Origin of the sequence: Bosea sp. BIWAKO-01, assembly GCF_001748145.1 — a bacterium.
Lineage (GTDB): Bacteria > Pseudomonadota > Alphaproteobacteria > Rhizobiales > Beijerinckiaceae > Allobosea.
The window spans coordinates 403,628-418,027 of the sequence record NZ_BCQA01000001.1 but is presented as its reverse complement, the minus strand read 5'-3'; the positions used below and the strand labels follow the sequence as shown (position 1 = coordinate 418,027).

10 protein-coding genes are annotated in these 14,400 nt (G+C 66.0%); 9 read left to right on the top strand and 1 reads right to left on the bottom strand.

The window, feature by feature from the left end:
- Positions 1 to 64 precede the first annotated feature (64 nt).
- From BIWAKO_RS01930 to BIWAKO_RS01920, 3 genes are read left to right on the top strand one after another with little or no spacing between them, the layout of a single operon-like run.
- Positions 65 to 1,861 (top strand): type I secretion system permease/ATPase, encoded by a 1,797-nt coding sequence (locus BIWAKO_RS01930; RefSeq protein ID WP_069877105.1) that lies wholly within the window; start codon positions 65 to 67, stop codon positions 1,859 to 1,861.
- Positions 1,858 to 4,596, top strand: a complete 2,739-nt coding sequence (locus BIWAKO_RS01925) for a calcium-binding protein (RefSeq protein ID WP_069877104.1) — start codon at positions 1,858 to 1,860, stop codon at positions 4,594 to 4,596. Before BIWAKO_RS01930 ends, BIWAKO_RS01925 begins: the two co-directional genes overlap by 4 nt.
- A gap of 57 nt (positions 4,597 to 4,653) precedes the next feature.
- On the top strand, positions 4,654 to 5,991 hold the full coding sequence (locus tag BIWAKO_RS01920) for an HlyD family type I secretion periplasmic adaptor subunit (RefSeq protein WP_069877103.1): 1,338 nt from the start codon (positions 4,654 to 4,656) through the stop codon (positions 5,989 to 5,991).
- A 58-nt stretch (positions 5,992 to 6,049) separates the two neighbouring features.
- Here the strand turns inward: BIWAKO_RS01920 and BIWAKO_RS01915 are convergent, their stop codons facing one another.
- Entirely contained in the window at positions 6,050 to 6,742 is a 693-nt protein-coding gene (locus BIWAKO_RS01915; RefSeq protein ID WP_069877102.1) for a LuxR C-terminal-related transcriptional regulator, read from the bottom strand.
- 692 nt (positions 6,743 to 7,434) lie between these two features.
- Here BIWAKO_RS01915 and gspD point away from each other — a divergent pair.
- From gspD to BIWAKO_RS01885, 6 genes are read left to right on the top strand one after another with little or no spacing between them, the layout of a single operon-like run.
- A complete protein-coding gene (gspD, locus tag BIWAKO_RS01910; protein WP_176733244.1) occupies positions 7,435 to 9,711 on the top strand; it encodes a type II secretion system secretin GspD in 2,277 nt (758 codons plus the stop codon).
- A gap of 51 nt (positions 9,712 to 9,762) precedes the next feature.
- Positions 9,763 to 11,517: a GspE/PulE family protein gene (locus BIWAKO_RS01905; RefSeq protein ID WP_084651111.1), complete on the top strand. Its 1,755-nt coding sequence runs from the start codon at positions 9,763 to 9,765 to the stop codon at positions 11,515 to 11,517.
- Positions 11,514 to 12,734, top strand: a complete 1,221-nt coding sequence (locus BIWAKO_RS01900) for a type II secretion system F family protein (RefSeq protein WP_069877101.1) — start codon at positions 11,514 to 11,516, stop codon at positions 12,732 to 12,734. The genes BIWAKO_RS01905 and BIWAKO_RS01900 overlap by 4 nt, the downstream gene beginning before the upstream one ends.
- Positions 12,731 to 13,189 (top strand): GspH/FimT family pseudopilin, encoded by a 459-nt coding sequence (locus tag BIWAKO_RS01895; protein WP_069877100.1) that lies wholly within the window; start codon positions 12,731 to 12,733, stop codon positions 13,187 to 13,189. Before BIWAKO_RS01900 ends, BIWAKO_RS01895 begins: the two co-directional genes overlap by 4 nt.
- Positions 13,170 to 13,601, top strand: coding sequence for a type II secretion system protein (locus BIWAKO_RS01890; RefSeq protein WP_069877099.1), 432 nt, complete (start codon positions 13,170 to 13,172; stop codon positions 13,599 to 13,601). The genes BIWAKO_RS01895 and BIWAKO_RS01890 overlap by 20 nt, the downstream gene beginning before the upstream one ends.
- On the top strand, positions 13,598 to 14,230 hold the full coding sequence (locus tag BIWAKO_RS01885) for a hypothetical protein (RefSeq protein WP_069877098.1): 633 nt from the start codon (positions 13,598 to 13,600) through the stop codon (positions 14,228 to 14,230). The genes BIWAKO_RS01890 and BIWAKO_RS01885 overlap by 4 nt, the downstream gene beginning before the upstream one ends.
- Positions 14,231 to 14,400 lie beyond the last annotated feature (170 nt).

Below are 14,400 nucleotides of genomic sequence, written 5' to 3'. Positions count from 1 at the left end.
GGGGCTCGTGCCCGCCGGCCGTCACCGCCTTCCTGTCGAACTGTTCATTTGACGGTTTGCGATCATGGCACCTTCCAAGGCACAGACCTCCGCCCGCCGCCGCGATGCCGCCAGGCTGACGCTGGGCTTCCGTTCGGCCTTCCTCTTCCTGTTCGCGATCTCGGGGCTGATCAATGTGCTGGCGCTGACCGGCTCATTCTACATGCTGCAGGTCTATGACCGGGCGCTGACCTCGGGCAGCGTCCAGACGCTGGCGGCGCTCTCGGCCCTGGCGATCGGGCTCTACCTGTTCCAGGGCGCCTTCGACGTGATCCGCTCGCAGGTGCTGGTGCGGGTCGGGGCCAGGCTCGACAAGGATATCGCGCCGCTGGCGCACCGGGTGGCGATCGACATGCCGCGCTTCGGCTTCTCCAGCACCGAGGCGCTGGAGCGCGGGCGCGATGTCGACACGGTGCGCGGCTTCCTCGGCAGCCAGGGGCCGGGCGCGCTGTTCGACCTGCCCTGGATCCCGCTCTATCTCGCCTTCGCCTATTTCCTGCACCCCTGGCTCGGCGCGCTGACGCTGGCGGGCGCGGTGGTGCTGACCCTGCTGACGGTGGCCAGCGAGATCCTGACCCGCCGGCTCAACGGCACGACGCGCCAGGCGGCGATCACCCGCGGCGCGATCGCCGATTCCAATGCCCGCAATGCCGAGGTGCTGAAGGCGATGGGCTTTGCCGACCGGGCGGTCGAGCGCTTCAACCTGGCCAACCGCGAGCATCTGGCGCTGCAGACCCGGGCCAATGACCTCGGCGGCAGCCTGGGCGCGGTCTCGCGCGTGCTGCGCATGATCCTGCAATCGGCGATCCTCGGGATGGGCGCCTATCTGACGATCAAGGGCGAGCTCTCGGCCGGGGCGATCATCGCCTCCTCGGTCGCCTCGTCGCGGGCGCTGGCGCCGGTCGATCTCGCGATCGCCAACTGGAAGTCCTTCGTCGCGGCCCGCGCCGCCTTCCAGCGCCTGCGCGAGACGGTGGTGGCGCTGAGCCAGGCGGTGGTGCCGATGCAGCTGCCGGCGCCGGTGGGCGCGCTCAAGGTCGACAAGATCACGGTCGCCGCCCCGGTCTCGGGCCAGGTCCTGCTCAGCGAGGTCGGCTTCGACCTGAAGGCGGGCACGGCGCTCGGCCTGATCGGGCCGAGCGGCGGCGGTAAGACGACGCTGGTGCGGGCCCTGACCGGGATCTGGCCGTGCCTGCGCGGCTCGGTCCGGCTCGACGGGGCCGAGCTGGCGCAATGGCCGGAGGCGGCGCTCGGCCGCTTCATCGGCTATCTCCCGCAGGAGGTCAGCCTGCTCGATGCCAGCGTCGAGGAGAACATCTCGCGGCTCTCGGCCGAGAGCGACGCGGCCGGGGTGGTGGCGGCGGCGAAGGCGGCGGGCATCCACGAGATGATCGTGCGGCTGGCCGATGGCTACCAGACCCAGCTCGGGCCGCAGGGGGCGGCGCTCTCGGCCGGCCAGCGCCAGCGCATCGGCCTGGCGCGGGCGCTCTACGGCAACCCCTTCCTGGTCGTCATGGACGAGCCGAACTCGAATCTCGACGGCGAGGGCGAGAGCGCGCTCAAGGTGGCGATCGAGACGGTCAAGGAGCGCGGCGGCATCGCGATCATCGTGGCGCACCGGCCGAGCGCGCTCGCCGCCGTCGACTTCGTCGGCGTCATCCAGAACGGCAAGCTCGCCGCCTTCGGGCCGCGGAACGAGATCCTGACCCCGGCGACGACGCAGGTTGCCCCGGCCAGCACGCCGGCAGCACCGCTGCGGATGCCGCCGGCCAGTCCCATCGCAGCTCCCTTCAAGCCTCCGCATGAACGGGTGTCGGCATGATCGAGATCAAGACCCTCAAGTCTCAGGCGCCAGGCGCGCCCACCGCGGAGCAGAGCTACCGCAAGATCACCGACGAGGACGCGGCGCCGTCGTCGCGCTGGCCGGCGCTGATGGTGCTCGCGCTGACGGCGGTCGCGATCTACGTCAAGAGCCTCTTCCCCAGCCACGCCAAGTCCGATCTCGGTCCGCCCACTGAGACCCCGGGCGAGGATGCGGCTGGGGGAGGCCCCTCGCGGCAGGCGCAGGCCGAGGCCGAGGAGGCGGACAAGGAGGCCGAGGACGAGACCGGGGCGATCAGGAAGGAGGCCGAGGACGACCAGGCGCTCGGCTCCGGCGGCCAGGCTGTGGGCACGGCCGGGCTTGCCGCCTTCCTCGGCATCGATTCCCCGCCGATCGACTATGAGCAGCTGCCGCTGCGCCGGTTCTCGCCGGCCAAGCTCGAGGATGTCTTCGGCAGCGATCCGGCCAGCAACGACAACCTGACGCTGAGCCATGGCGGCGGCCTCTCCGGCAGTGCCGGCGCCAGTGGCCACGATTTCGAGGGGATCGGCTCTGGCGGCGCCGGCTCGGGCGGCCACCATCCCGGCCCGGGCAGCCATCCCGGTCCCGGCGGCGAGAACCCCGGCGGTGAGAACTCTGGCGGTCCTGGGGGCCCGCGCAGCAACCGGGCCCCGCAGCTGGCCGGCGTCGTCAGCCTGCGCAGCATCGGACGCTGCGAGACGCTGCTGATCACCACGATCGGCCTGCTCGCGGGAGCACGTGACCCCGATGGCGATGCGCTGGCAATCCGCAATCTCACCACTTCCAGCGGCACGCTGACTGCGGTCGAGGGCGGCTGGGAGTTCACCCCGACGCCCGGCTATTTTGGCCCGGTGACGCTGAGCTACGAGGTCAGCGACGCGACCGTCGCGGTCGCCCAGACCGCGCTCTTCAGCGTCGTCGAGTTCATCGAGATCAACGGCACCTCCGGCGATGACAGCCTGACCGGGACCGAATGCGCCGACCTGATCGACGGGCGCGACGGCAACGACGTGATCGATGGCCGCGGCGGCTCCGACATCCTGCATGGCGGCGCCGGCAACGACTTCATCCGCGGCGGTGCCGGTCATGACCTGATCTATGCCGGCCGCGGCAACGACATCGTCTATGGCGGCGACGGCAACGACACGATCTATGGCGGCGATGGCGACGACAGGCTCTTCGGCGAGGATGGTGACGACATCATCTACGGCGAGGCCGGCAACGACACCATCGTCGGCGGCAAGGGCAACGACCAGCTCTCGGGCGGCGACGGCAATGACGTGATCCAGGGCGGCGAGGGCGACGACCAGATCGCCGGGGATGCCGGCGACGACGTCATCCATGGCGACGAGGGCGACGACACGGTGGATGGTGGCGCCGGGAGTGACGAGGTTCATGGCGATGCCGGCAACGATCACGTCATGGGCGGCGCCGGCAATGACCAGGTCTATGGCGAGGACGGCGACGACATCCTCGATGGTGGCGACGGCGACGACCGGATCTACTGCGGGGAAGGCGACAACACCGTCTTCACCGGTGACGGCAACAACAGCGTCCGCACCGGCAACGGCAACAATGTCGTCACCGGTGGCGCTCATGTCGATATCGTCCAGTTCGGCGCCGGCCAGGACACCGCCCAGCTCGGCGGCGGCGATGACGTTGCGGCCGGCGGCGCCGGCAATGACCGGCTCTTCGGCGAAGCCGGCAACGATACGCTCTCCGGCGATGACGGCGACGATGTGCTCGACGGCGGTTCCGGCAACGATCATCTCACTGGTGGCAGCGGCGACGACCAGATCCAGGGCGGGATCGGTGACGACATCGTTTTTGGCGGCGACGGGCGCGACCGGATCGAGGGCGACGGCGACGACGACATCGTCTTCGCCGGCGCCGGCGACGACCGGGTCGAGGGCAATGCCGGCAACGACCGGCTCTTCGGCGAGGCTGGCGACGACCGGCTCGAGGGCGACGAGGGGGATGATGTCCTCGATGGCGGAGCGGGCGACGACCGGCTCGAGGGCGACGACGGCGACGACGTGGTCATGGGCGGGGCCGGCAATGACCTGCTCGCCGGCGACGCAGGGGCCGATACGCTCGACGGCGGAACCGGCGAGGATATCGTCAAGGCCGGCGCCGGCAATGACGTGATCATCGGCACGCTCGATGCTGCGGCCGATTGCTATGATGGCGGCATCGGCTGCGACACGCTGGACTATTCCCAGGCGACGCAGTGCATCGACATCAACCTGGTCGAGGGCAAGGCGGTCGGCGTCGAGATCGGCGAGGACAGCTTCTCCAATATCGAGGCGGTGATCGGCGGCAGCGGCGACGACCACTTCACCATCGGCGCTGACGCGGTGACACTGTCGGGTGGGGCGGGCGACGATACCTTCTCGTTCGATGTGGCCTATGACGCGAATGACCGCGACCTGATCCACCAGATCCTCGATCTCGAGGCCGGCGACCGCATCATCGTCAGCCAGTACCAGATCCGCACGGATGACGAACCCGCCAATGGTGCCGCCGGGGACGAGACCGATCCGTTCGCCAGCGCCTATGGTGACGAGGCCGGCACTGCCGGCCAGCCCTTCCGCTTCCGCATCGAGAAGATCGGTGACAACGACTACACCTATGTCGATGTCTATCTCGAGCAGAACGACGAGAAGGACTACTCGATCGAGATCCAGGGCAGTCACAGGCTTTGCTATTACTGACCTCGGTGCGGGGCCGCTCGGCCTCGCATCCCGGGCCGGCCGACGGGAGAGACGATCATGACCAGGCGCACTATCGCATCGCAGGCCGGGAGTGAGACCAGGGAGGAGCGCGAGCCGAACTTCGGCCTCGGCCGGCATATGCTGGCCGGCACGGCGCTCGCCCTGCTGCTGGTCGTCGGCTGCGGCGGCTGGGCCGCGAGCGCCAACCTCAACGGCGCCGTGATCGCCCAGGGCTCGATCAAGGTCGACCAGAACCTCAAGGAGGTGCAGCACCGCGACGGCGGCATCGTCCAGGCGATCGCGGTGCGTCAGGGCGACCGGGTCGAGGCCGGCCAGACCCTGTTCCGGCTCGACGATGTCCAGACCAGGGCCGAGCTCTCGATCATCCGCTCGCAGCTCGGCGAGAATCTCGGCCGCAAAGCCCGCCTGATCGCCGAGCGCGACACTCTCTCCGCGATCACCTTTCCGGCCGAGCTCGCCAAATTCTCCGACGAAGCCGCCCAGATCATGCAGGGCGAGACCCGGCTGTTCGACGGCAACCGCACCAACCGCGAAAGCCGCAAGGAACAGCTCGAGATCAGCATCGTCCAGTCCGGCGAGGAGGTGAAAGGCCTCGAGGCCCGCCAGGTCGCCAAGGTCGAGGAGCTGCGCCTGGTCGAGCTCGAGCGCAACAAATATCTCGGCCTGTTCCAGAAGGGCTTCATCGACGGCACCAAGGTCTACAACATCAACCGCGAATGGGCCCGCCTGCTCGGCGAGCGCGGCGAGATCGAGGCCTCGATCGCCCGCGCCCGGCTGCGCATCAGCGAGGCCCGCATCCAGATCATCGCCGTCGACGAGACCGCCCGCACCGAGGCCCAGCGCGAGCTGCGCCAGGTCGAGGCCAAGGTCTCCGAGCTCAGCGACCGGCGCCTGGCCAGCGAGGACCGCCTCTCGCGCTCCGAGATCCGCGCCCCGATCGCCGGCCTCGTCAACGAGTTGACCGTCTTCACCGTCGGCGGCGTCATCACCCCGGCCGCGCGCCTCGCCACCATCGTGCCCGGCGAGGCCAGGCTCACCGTCGAGGTCAGGATCGCGCCGACCGATATCGACCAGGTCAGGCTCGGCCAGCCCGCCCGCCTGCGCTTCTCGGCCTTCGCCAAGAACGCGACCCCGGAGCTGCCGGGCAGCGTCAGCCATCTCTCCCCGGCGACCACCCGCGACCCCACCACCGGCGCCAATTTCTACACCGGTGAAATCCAGATCGACGGCGATCTCGCCGCCGCCCTCGGCGACCGCAAGCTCCAGCCCGGAATGCCGGTCGAGGTCTTCATCACCACCGAGGAACGCACTGCGCTCTCGTTCCTGACGAAACCCTTCACGGACCACGCCAACAGGATCTTCAAGGAACGCTGAAACACGGCCGACACGAGGGGAAGGCCGTGGCATCGCTTCAGACGGGCGTGGTCTGTTTCTAACCGAACGGCCCAGACGGGCTGTCACTCTCGGTATCGCCACGCAGCGCAGCTGCCTGGCTGAGACCTTGCACGGCAATGACGGCCTCCAGGCGATTGCGGGCGTGGAGCTTTTGCATCAGCAGCGTCATGTAGCCCTTCACGGTCCTTTCGCTCAGCGACAGGGCACTTGCGATCTCCCGGTTTCGCTTGCCGCTGGAAAGCAGCCTGACGATCTGATGTTCCCGGACACTGAAGTGCGGCATGAGCGCCGGTCGCGTGTTGAAGGGCTTGTGTTTCAGGGCGCCGATGATCCGCGTTGCGAATGAGGGCGAAATGAATACCTCGTTGCGGCGTATCGCATCGATCGCCGTACAGAGTTCATCCGTCGAGCTTGATTTCAGCACGAAGCCGCTGACACCCGCATCAAGAAGCGCGATGGCGAGATCGGTATCGGTCGAGGCGGTGAAGATGAGGACCTTCGTTGCTGGCCAGCCCGACAGAACATCCAGAATCGCACAGAAGGCGTCCCCGGGCATATTGAAGTCGAGGATCATCGCATCGGGGCGGTGATCGGCGGCGATGGAGCGGATGTGCCCGACAGTGGAGCCCATCGCGCTCAATGTCAGGCCGGGTTTGCGCCGGACGAGCGCAGCCATGCCCTCCAGAAGAAGAGGGTGGTTGTCGATGATGGATATTCTGTATTCGGCCATTGATGTTCCCCTGAGGCTGCGGAGAAATCAATTTTCTATCCATGAATATTTGAGTTCTGAAAATTTTATCTGGATTTTAGGGGGAGATGAATAGGTGTCTCTGCACATGATCGTTCGAATGATCGAAGCGTGGAGCTGAATTTCACACCGTCTTGTTATTGGGAAGATTGGCGGCGAAGGGAGGCCGCTAAAGGAGTTTGCTCCGCAATCTGGCCCTGCACGCGCCCATCTACATGACCAGCCTGCAGAGTACCACGTGGCAGCGGCCCCACGAAGCGACGTTTCAGCCTTGAAAGGACGATGCAAGTCAGCCGCCGCCGCTGCAGGCCAGTCCAGCCGTCGGAATTGCCTGCGTCGGCGAGCCGAGTTTCGACCGGTCATCTCTTCTGCTGCGGATTCCCGGTTACTGTCTCATATTTGTCTTCGGGCGCTTGGCGTGCTTTGCCTGCAGGGAAACCGGTCGAAGAGCCCATGAATACGGCTCGGGGGCACTGTTGCGCAGACGCTGATTATCCAAGGAATAAGATCACGCCCGATCGAATTTAATTGGAATCGAACGAATCGTTCGCCAAACTCGCGGGGCGTACCTGCAAAGCGTTGCCTACCTCATTATCAGTAGTTGGCGGGACATGGCTCGTACATCCGTAGATGGCAAGAAGCCGCCCCTCTCTAAACGCCGCGGATGCATTGCGTTGGCTCTGCTTGGGGCGCTGCTGTTGAGCGCCTGCCAGGAATCCGGAATCGTCTCCTTCGAGAAGCAGGTCAACGCCACTCACTCGACACGTTCGGTCGACGATGACGGCAAGAGGCGCCCCTTCGGCCCCTATGCGAGCCTGCCGGACCCAAGTGGCGCGGGGCCGGCGCAAGCTGGCACGGTTTTTTCGGGGGGAGAGTTCACCGGTAATCCCGACCGGTCCCGGATGCCGAGCGCTCTTCAGCGGGCGTCCGGGGGGCAGACCTACACACTCAATCTCGTCGATGCCTCGGTGACCGAAGGCTCGAAGGCCGTATTGGGTGATATCTTCAAGACGAGCTTCACCGTCGATCCGAAGATCGAGGGCCGGATCACGATTCAGACGACGAGGCCGGTCGACAGTGCCGGCATCGCTGAACTCTTCGAGGCGTCCCTGCGGACCGTCGGCGCCGCGATTGTTCAGAACGGCAACATTTATCGGGTGGTGACGGCCGATCAGGCGGCGATGGGAGCCAGGCTCGGCGGTTCGGATAGCGGTGGCCAGCAGATCGGGAACTCGGTCAAGGTGGTGCCGATGAGGTACATCGCGGCGACGGAAATGAAGCGCATCCTCGAGCCGATCGTGTCGTTCGGCGGGGTGGTGCGGGTCGACACATCCCGCAATGCGCTGCTGATCTCGGGCACGGCCCAGGAAATGAGCTCGATCGAGGAGGCCATTTCGGTCTTCGACGTCAACGCGATGAAGGGTATGTCGTTCGCGCTCGTCCCTGTACGAGGCGGCGAACCGGATGCCATCGTCGATGGGGTCAACCGCATCTTCTCGTCGAATGCCGAAGGCGCGATGAGCGGCATGGTCCAACTGGTGCCGAATGCAAAGCTCAAATCCATCCTGATCATGGCGAGGCAGCCGCAATATTTGCGCGAGGCCCAGCAATGGGTTCGCCGCCTCGACGATCAGGCGGCCGGGCCGCAGCGGGAAATCCACAGCTACGTGCTCCGCAACCGGCAGGCCAAGGAACTCGTGGAGGTCCTGAACTCGATCTTCGCCGGCGAGGTGACCGCGGGGGGCGATGCAGGCCGGCGCGGCGGGCAGAGGGTGCGTAGCTCCGAGCCGGATGCAGCGGGCGTGCCGGGCCAACTGGCCCAGGCCACAGGCTTCTCGGGCGGTGGTGGTTCGGGTGGTGACCGATTCTCAGGCGCCTTCGGGGGGGGCGCGCCGCGCCGCAGCTTCGACATGTTCTCAGGCCTGCCCATTGGCGGCGCGACCCTGGCCACGGGAGGGCAGGAGAATGGCGCTGCGGCCGAAACGGCCGCGACGGGGTTCGGAGCGGGTGGACCGGGCGGCGAGCCGCGGATCAAGGTCGTGGCCGACCCGGCGCAGAATGCGCTTCTGATCCTCGCCTCCCAGGAAGACTACAAGCGGGTGGCCCGGGTCATCGCCAATCTCGATATCCTTCCCAATCAGGTCCTGATCGAGGCGACCATCGCCGAGGTGACGCTGAACGACGACCTCAAGTTCGGCGTCCGCTGGTTCCTGCAGAACCAGCGCGGCAATCAGACCGGAACCTTCTCCAGCGCGATCGACGGGGCCATCAGCTCCGTGTTCCCGGGCTTCTCCTATGTTTTCAGGGCAGCCCAGGCCAACGTTACGATCAATGCGCTCGCCGCGGTCAGCCGGGTCAACGTGCTCGCTTCGCCAAGCCTGATGGTCCTCGACAAGAAGACCGCGACGCTGCAGATCGGCGATCAGGTGCCGATCACGACGCAGTCGGCGGTGAGCGTGCTGACGCCCGGGGCCCCGGTCGTGAACTCGGTCGCCTACAAGGACACGGGCGTGATCCTCAACATCACCCCCCGGATCAACGAGTCCGGCCGCGTCCTGCTCGATATCGAGCAGGAGGTCTCGGCCGTGCAGAGAACCACCACCTCCGGCATCGACTCGCCCACATTCGCGCGCCGGCGGGTGCGCACCACCGTTGTCGTCAATGACGGCGAGGGCATCACGCTGGGCGGCCTGATCCAGGACAGGACTTCGCGGGTTGCGACGCAGGTTCCGGTTCTCGGCGACATCCCGCTGCTCGGCAATGCGTTCAAGGACAAGCAGGATCTGGTCGAGAAGACCGAACTCGTCATCATGCTGACGCCGCGTGTCGTGCGGGACCTGAACGAGGCGAAGGCGGTCACCGACGAATACCGGCGCAAGGTCGAGGCATTCTCTCCGACGCGCGATCCCGGCCGCGTCGTGATCCAGAACGCCAAGCGCGTGCTACGATGATACGGAGATCAGCAGGGCGATCTCCGGCACTGGGCTTCCCATGGAGGGAGCATGACCGAGCACGCTCGAACCGCACTGGCAGAAAACGATCCGCATAGCCGATCGTTTTCGGAGAAATTCGGAGCCTTCCTGCTGTCGCAGGGCCTTCTGGATGCGACATCGATAGGCCGCGCGCAACGCGCCGCCGTGACCGCCGGAGATCGCTTCGACCTCGTTCTCGCCAAGCTCGGCATCATGTCCGAAGCGGATCTCGCGCTCAGCCTCGCACGCTATCTCGGGCTCCCGGTCTACGCGCCTGGCGAAGAGGGCCTGCAGCCACTTCTTACCGACAAGCTGCCGCCGTCCTTCGTGATCCAGAACCGGATTCTGCCGATCCGGCTGGAGGCGGGCACACTGACGCTCGCCGTCGTCGACCCGCTTGACCAGATGCCGCTGGATTCGGTGCGCTTCGTCGTCGACCATGCGATCCGTCATGAGGTCATCACGCTTGCCGAGTTCGAGCGCCTGGCCGCGGTGCTTTATGGCGAGATGAGTTCTGCCGAGGCATTGGCGACGCCGGTGCAGCCGGGCGAGGATCCCAGCGAGCACGATCTGCAGCGGCTGCGCGACAGCGCCAGCGAGGCGCCGGTGATCCGCCTCGTCAACCAGATCATTTCCGCCGCCGTCGATGCCCGCGCCTCGGATATCTATGTCGAGCCGATCGGGAACGGGCTCTCCGTCCGGTACCGGATCGACGGCATGCTGCGCGTCACCGAGGAGGTGCCTGCTAGGCTGCGGGCCGCTGTCATCTCGCGCATCAAGATCCTGGCGAAGCTCGATATCGCCGAGCGCCGCCTGCCGCAGGACGGGCGCATCAAGCTTGCTATCCGCGGCAATGATATCGATTTCCGCGTTGCCACCATCCCCACCATCGACGGTGAGACGGTCACGATGCGCGTGCTCGACCGCAGCCGGGTAAAGCTCGACTTCTCGAGCCTAGGCTTCGAGCCGGCACAGATTGCGGTGCTGCACAAGGTCATGGAGCAGCCGAACGGCATCATCCTCCTCACGGGCCCGACCGGCAGCGGCAAGACGACGACGCTCTACACCATGCTGAAGCACGTCAATCGCCCGACGGTGAAGATCTTCACCGTCGAGGACCCGATCGAGTATCAGCTCGCGGGCATCAGCCAGGTGCAGGTCCAGCAGACCATCAACCTCGATTTCCCGGCCTGCCTGCGAGCCATCCTGCGGCATCACCCCAATATGATCATGATCGGCGAGATCCGTGACACGGAGACCGCTCGGATCGCGGTGCAGGCGTCGCTGACCGGCCATCTCGTCTTCTCGACCTTGCATACGAACAGCGCCGCCGAGACGGTGACGCGCCTGATCGACATGGGGATCGAGCATTTCCTGCTCGGCTCGACCTTGCGCGGGATCATGGCCCAGCGGCTGGTACGGCGCTTGTGCACCTCCTGCGCGGAGCCGCACGAGGTCGCGCACGAAATCGCGGAGCAACTGACTGAAACGGTGCCGACACTTCCCGATCTCGGCCCGCCGAAACTGCTGCGGCCGAATGGCTGTGAGAAATGCGGCTTCAGCGGATTCCGCGGCCAGTTGTCGATCGCCGAGCTCCTCGTTGTCGACGATAGCGTGCAGCGGGCGATCCTGCAGCGCCTGCCCGCAATCGAGATCGAGCGCATGGCGCGCAGGGCTGGCGGGGGATCCATGTATGAAGACGGCGTCGCCAAGGCCTGGAGGGGGCTGACGACGGTCGAGGAAGTGCTGCGCGTGACGACCGCGCTGACGGTGGAGCAGCCATGAGGTTCCACTTCGAGGCCTTCGACGGGGCGGGAAACCTCATCGAAGATGATGTCGAAGCCGCGTCGACCGACGAGGCGCGCGACATCATTCGCGCTCGCGGTGTCACCCCCTACGAGGTCCGGGCCTCGGGGGGAGGCGATTTCCTGTTCCGCGAGATCAGCCTGGAGCGCGGCTCGCGGCGGATCAGCGATGTGCAGCTCGCGCGCCTTGCCCGCGACCTCGCCGTGCTCCTGCAGGCTGGCCTGCCGCTCGACACCGTCTTGCGGATCGCCTCGACGACAACGGAAGAGCCGCGGATGCGGGCCCTCGCGCTTCAATTGATGGAAGGGATTCAGCAGGGCTCGACGCTGGCCGAGATCATGGAGGGAATGCCAGGCCGTTTCCGGCCCGAATACATCCGCATCGTTCAGGCGGGCGATGTCGGTGCCGACCTCGGCGGCGCCATGCAGGACCTGGCCGAATTGCTCGACCGGCGTGTCGAGATCAGGAGCCGGATTCGCTCGGCGATGGCCTATCCGGCCCTCCTTGTCTGCCTTGCTGCGGTGTCGATCTCGATCGTTCTGGGACTGCTGGTCCCGGCGGTGACGCCGCTCTTCCTGGAGAACGGCATGCAGCTGCCGACGGTCCTGGCGGCGATGGAAGCGGTTCGGCAGAACGGGGCGTGGATTCTGGGCCTTGCCGCTGCGATGCTGGTCATCGGCGGGTTGGGCATCATCGCCGCCCGGCGCAATACCACGCTTCGGATCAAGCTGGACAGGCTCTACCTGTCTCTCCCCGTCATCGGGCGCATTGCGGAACTCCGCGAGGCGGGGCGTTTTACGCGCACCCTCGCAACTCTGGTCAAGGCCGGCGTTCCGCCGCTGCAGGCGCTTCAGGCCTCCTGTCCCCTGGTCAGGAACCAGTACACGCGCGAGCGGCTTGACCGGGCCGTCACGGATGTCAGGGCGGGCGTCAGCATCGGCGATGCGGTCTCGGCAGCCGAGGCATTGCCGTCCGTGGCTCAGCAGATGATCACCGTCGGTGAGGAAAGCGGGCGTTTGCAGGACATGTTGCTGCGCGCGGCCGTGATCCTCGAACGCCAGGAGCAAGTCCGGACCTCCCGCGCGCTCGCGGCGCTGACCCCGGTCATCACGATTTTCGTTGCAGGGATGATCGCGGTCATCATCTTCTCGGTGATGGGAGCAGTGCTCTCGATCAATGAATTGGCACTGCGATGACCCGCACAGGACACGCCATGCCCGCCAATGCCGGGTTCACGCTCATCGAGGTGCTGATCTGCGTCGCCATTCTGAGCCTTGCCCTGACCATGGCGGCGCCGCTGCTCAGGCGCACGCCGTTGCAAGCACAGGTGACGGCCGACGCGACCCGCCTGGCGGCTGCACTCCGGGTCACACGCGCTGCCGCCATGGCGCAGAGCCGGGACATGCTCTTCCTGATCGATGCGGACCGGCGCATCTACGCCTCGCCCGTGATCGGGGAAACGCAGATGGCGCCCCGCACCAGCATCGACATGGCTCTGGCCGAGGCCGAGCGCCGCTCCGCCAGTGTCGGCGGCATCCGCTTTCTGCCGAGCGGGCGTTCGACTGGCGGCGACATCCATTTGCAGCTGAGCCAGGTCGCCGCGCGCGTGCGGGTCAGTTGGGCCACCGGCAATGTCACGCTCGATCAATAGCGCCAGGCGCAGGGGCCTGAGCGGCGGCGCTCAGGCCGGCTATACGCTGCTCGAGTTCCTGGTTGCCTTCGCGATCCTGGTGGTGGTCCTGGCCGCGCTCCTGACGGCGTTTGCCGTCGCGATGCGTGGCGACCGTCAGGCGAGCTTCCTCACTTTCGCGACGCTGCTTGCCAAGAGCAAATTGGCGTCGGCCGGGCAGGACTTCCCCTTGAGGCCGGGAACGACGGCTGCGAGGTTCGACAATGGCTATGAATGGCGCGCCGTCGTGCGCAGCTATGGCTCGGTCAGGCTGGGCGAGAACCGGCAGGTCGAGAGCCTGTGGGTCGATGTTACAGTCTCCGACCCCGCCAGCAATGGCACCCGCTCGGTGACCTTGTCGTCCCTCGAAATCACGCCAAGGTCCGGGCCATGATGAGAGGCACACCTTCCGGAGGCCGGACCGGTGGCTTCATCCTTCTCGAGGTGCTGGTCGGGCTGATCCTGCTCTCGCTGACGCTCGGGCTCTTCGCCCTGACGCTGAGCTTTGCGAGCAAGGTCGCCGAGGCCGGGCGGCTGCGCGACCGCGGCGCCGAGATCGCCGTCGGGGCCGCCGCAATCTCCGGCTGGCTGGCCGGCGCGCTGCCACTCGTTCAACCGCGTGCGACGGAGCGGCCGCTGGTGATGTTCGAAGGTCTCGCCGACAGGGTGTCGTTCGTCACCTTGAGCAACGGAGACGCACAGCCAGGGGGAATACTTGCGATCACGATTGCGAGTGAGAACACAGGTACCCAGGGCGCCGGCGCCCTGGTCTTCGGCTCATCGCTCATGTCGATTGGTGCCGCCGCGTTGTCGGCCCAGAACACGGGAGAGGTCCTTGCACGGGGCGTGGCTTCGGCAACATTCAGCTATTTTGGTGCGCGGGAAGAGGGGGCTCCCGGGCGCTGGCATGATGAATGGAGAAACTCCGAGCGGCTACCGCGTCTTGTCAGTCTGCGTGTCAGGGTTATCGTAGAGCGTAGATTTGAGGAATTTGAGCTAAATTTTCCTATTATTACGGAGTAATGTGATTGTATTTATATTATTTCCAAAAGTACTTGTTGTAAGCCCCATATTCGTGGGCGGCTTTTTTTGTTTTTTTATATTATTCTGCGTCGTGAGCGATTTGGCAATCGGACGGTTCTGTAGAACCGTCTCGCTGTGATAGCATTCACGCGAGAGAAGAGGGTATTACG

Bases quoted from the DNA above. Each gene is read 5' to 3' on its own strand.
- BIWAKO_RS01890 (WP_069877099.1), top strand. From the start codon at position 13,170: ATGTCACGCTCGATCAATAGCGCCAGGCGCAGGGGCCTGAGCGGCGGC.
- BIWAKO_RS01920 (WP_069877103.1), top strand. From the start codon at position 4,654: ATGACCAGGCGCACTATCGCATCGCAGGCCGGGAGTGAGACCAGGGAG.
- BIWAKO_RS01925 (WP_069877104.1), top strand. From the start codon at position 1,858: ATGATCGAGATCAAGACCCTCAAGTCTCAGGCGCCAGGCGCGCCCACC.
- BIWAKO_RS01905 (WP_084651111.1), top strand. From the start codon at position 9,763: ATGACCGAGCACGCTCGAACCGCACTGGCAGAAAACGATCCGCATAGC.
- BIWAKO_RS01895 (WP_069877100.1), top strand. From the start codon at position 12,731: ATGACCCGCACAGGACACGCCATGCCCGCCAATGCCGGGTTCACGCTC.
- BIWAKO_RS01900 (WP_069877101.1), top strand. From the start codon at position 11,514: ATGAGGTTCCACTTCGAGGCCTTCGACGGGGCGGGAAACCTCATCGAA.
- BIWAKO_RS01915 (WP_069877102.1), bottom strand. From the start codon at position 6,742: ATGGCCGAATACAGAATATCCATCATCGACAACCACCCTCTTCTTCTG.
- BIWAKO_RS01930 (WP_069877105.1), top strand. From the start codon at position 65: ATGGCACCTTCCAAGGCACAGACCTCCGCCCGCCGCCGCGATGCCGCC.
- BIWAKO_RS01885 (WP_069877098.1), top strand. From the start codon at position 13,598: ATGATGAGAGGCACACCTTCCGGAGGCCGGACCGGTGGCTTCATCCTT.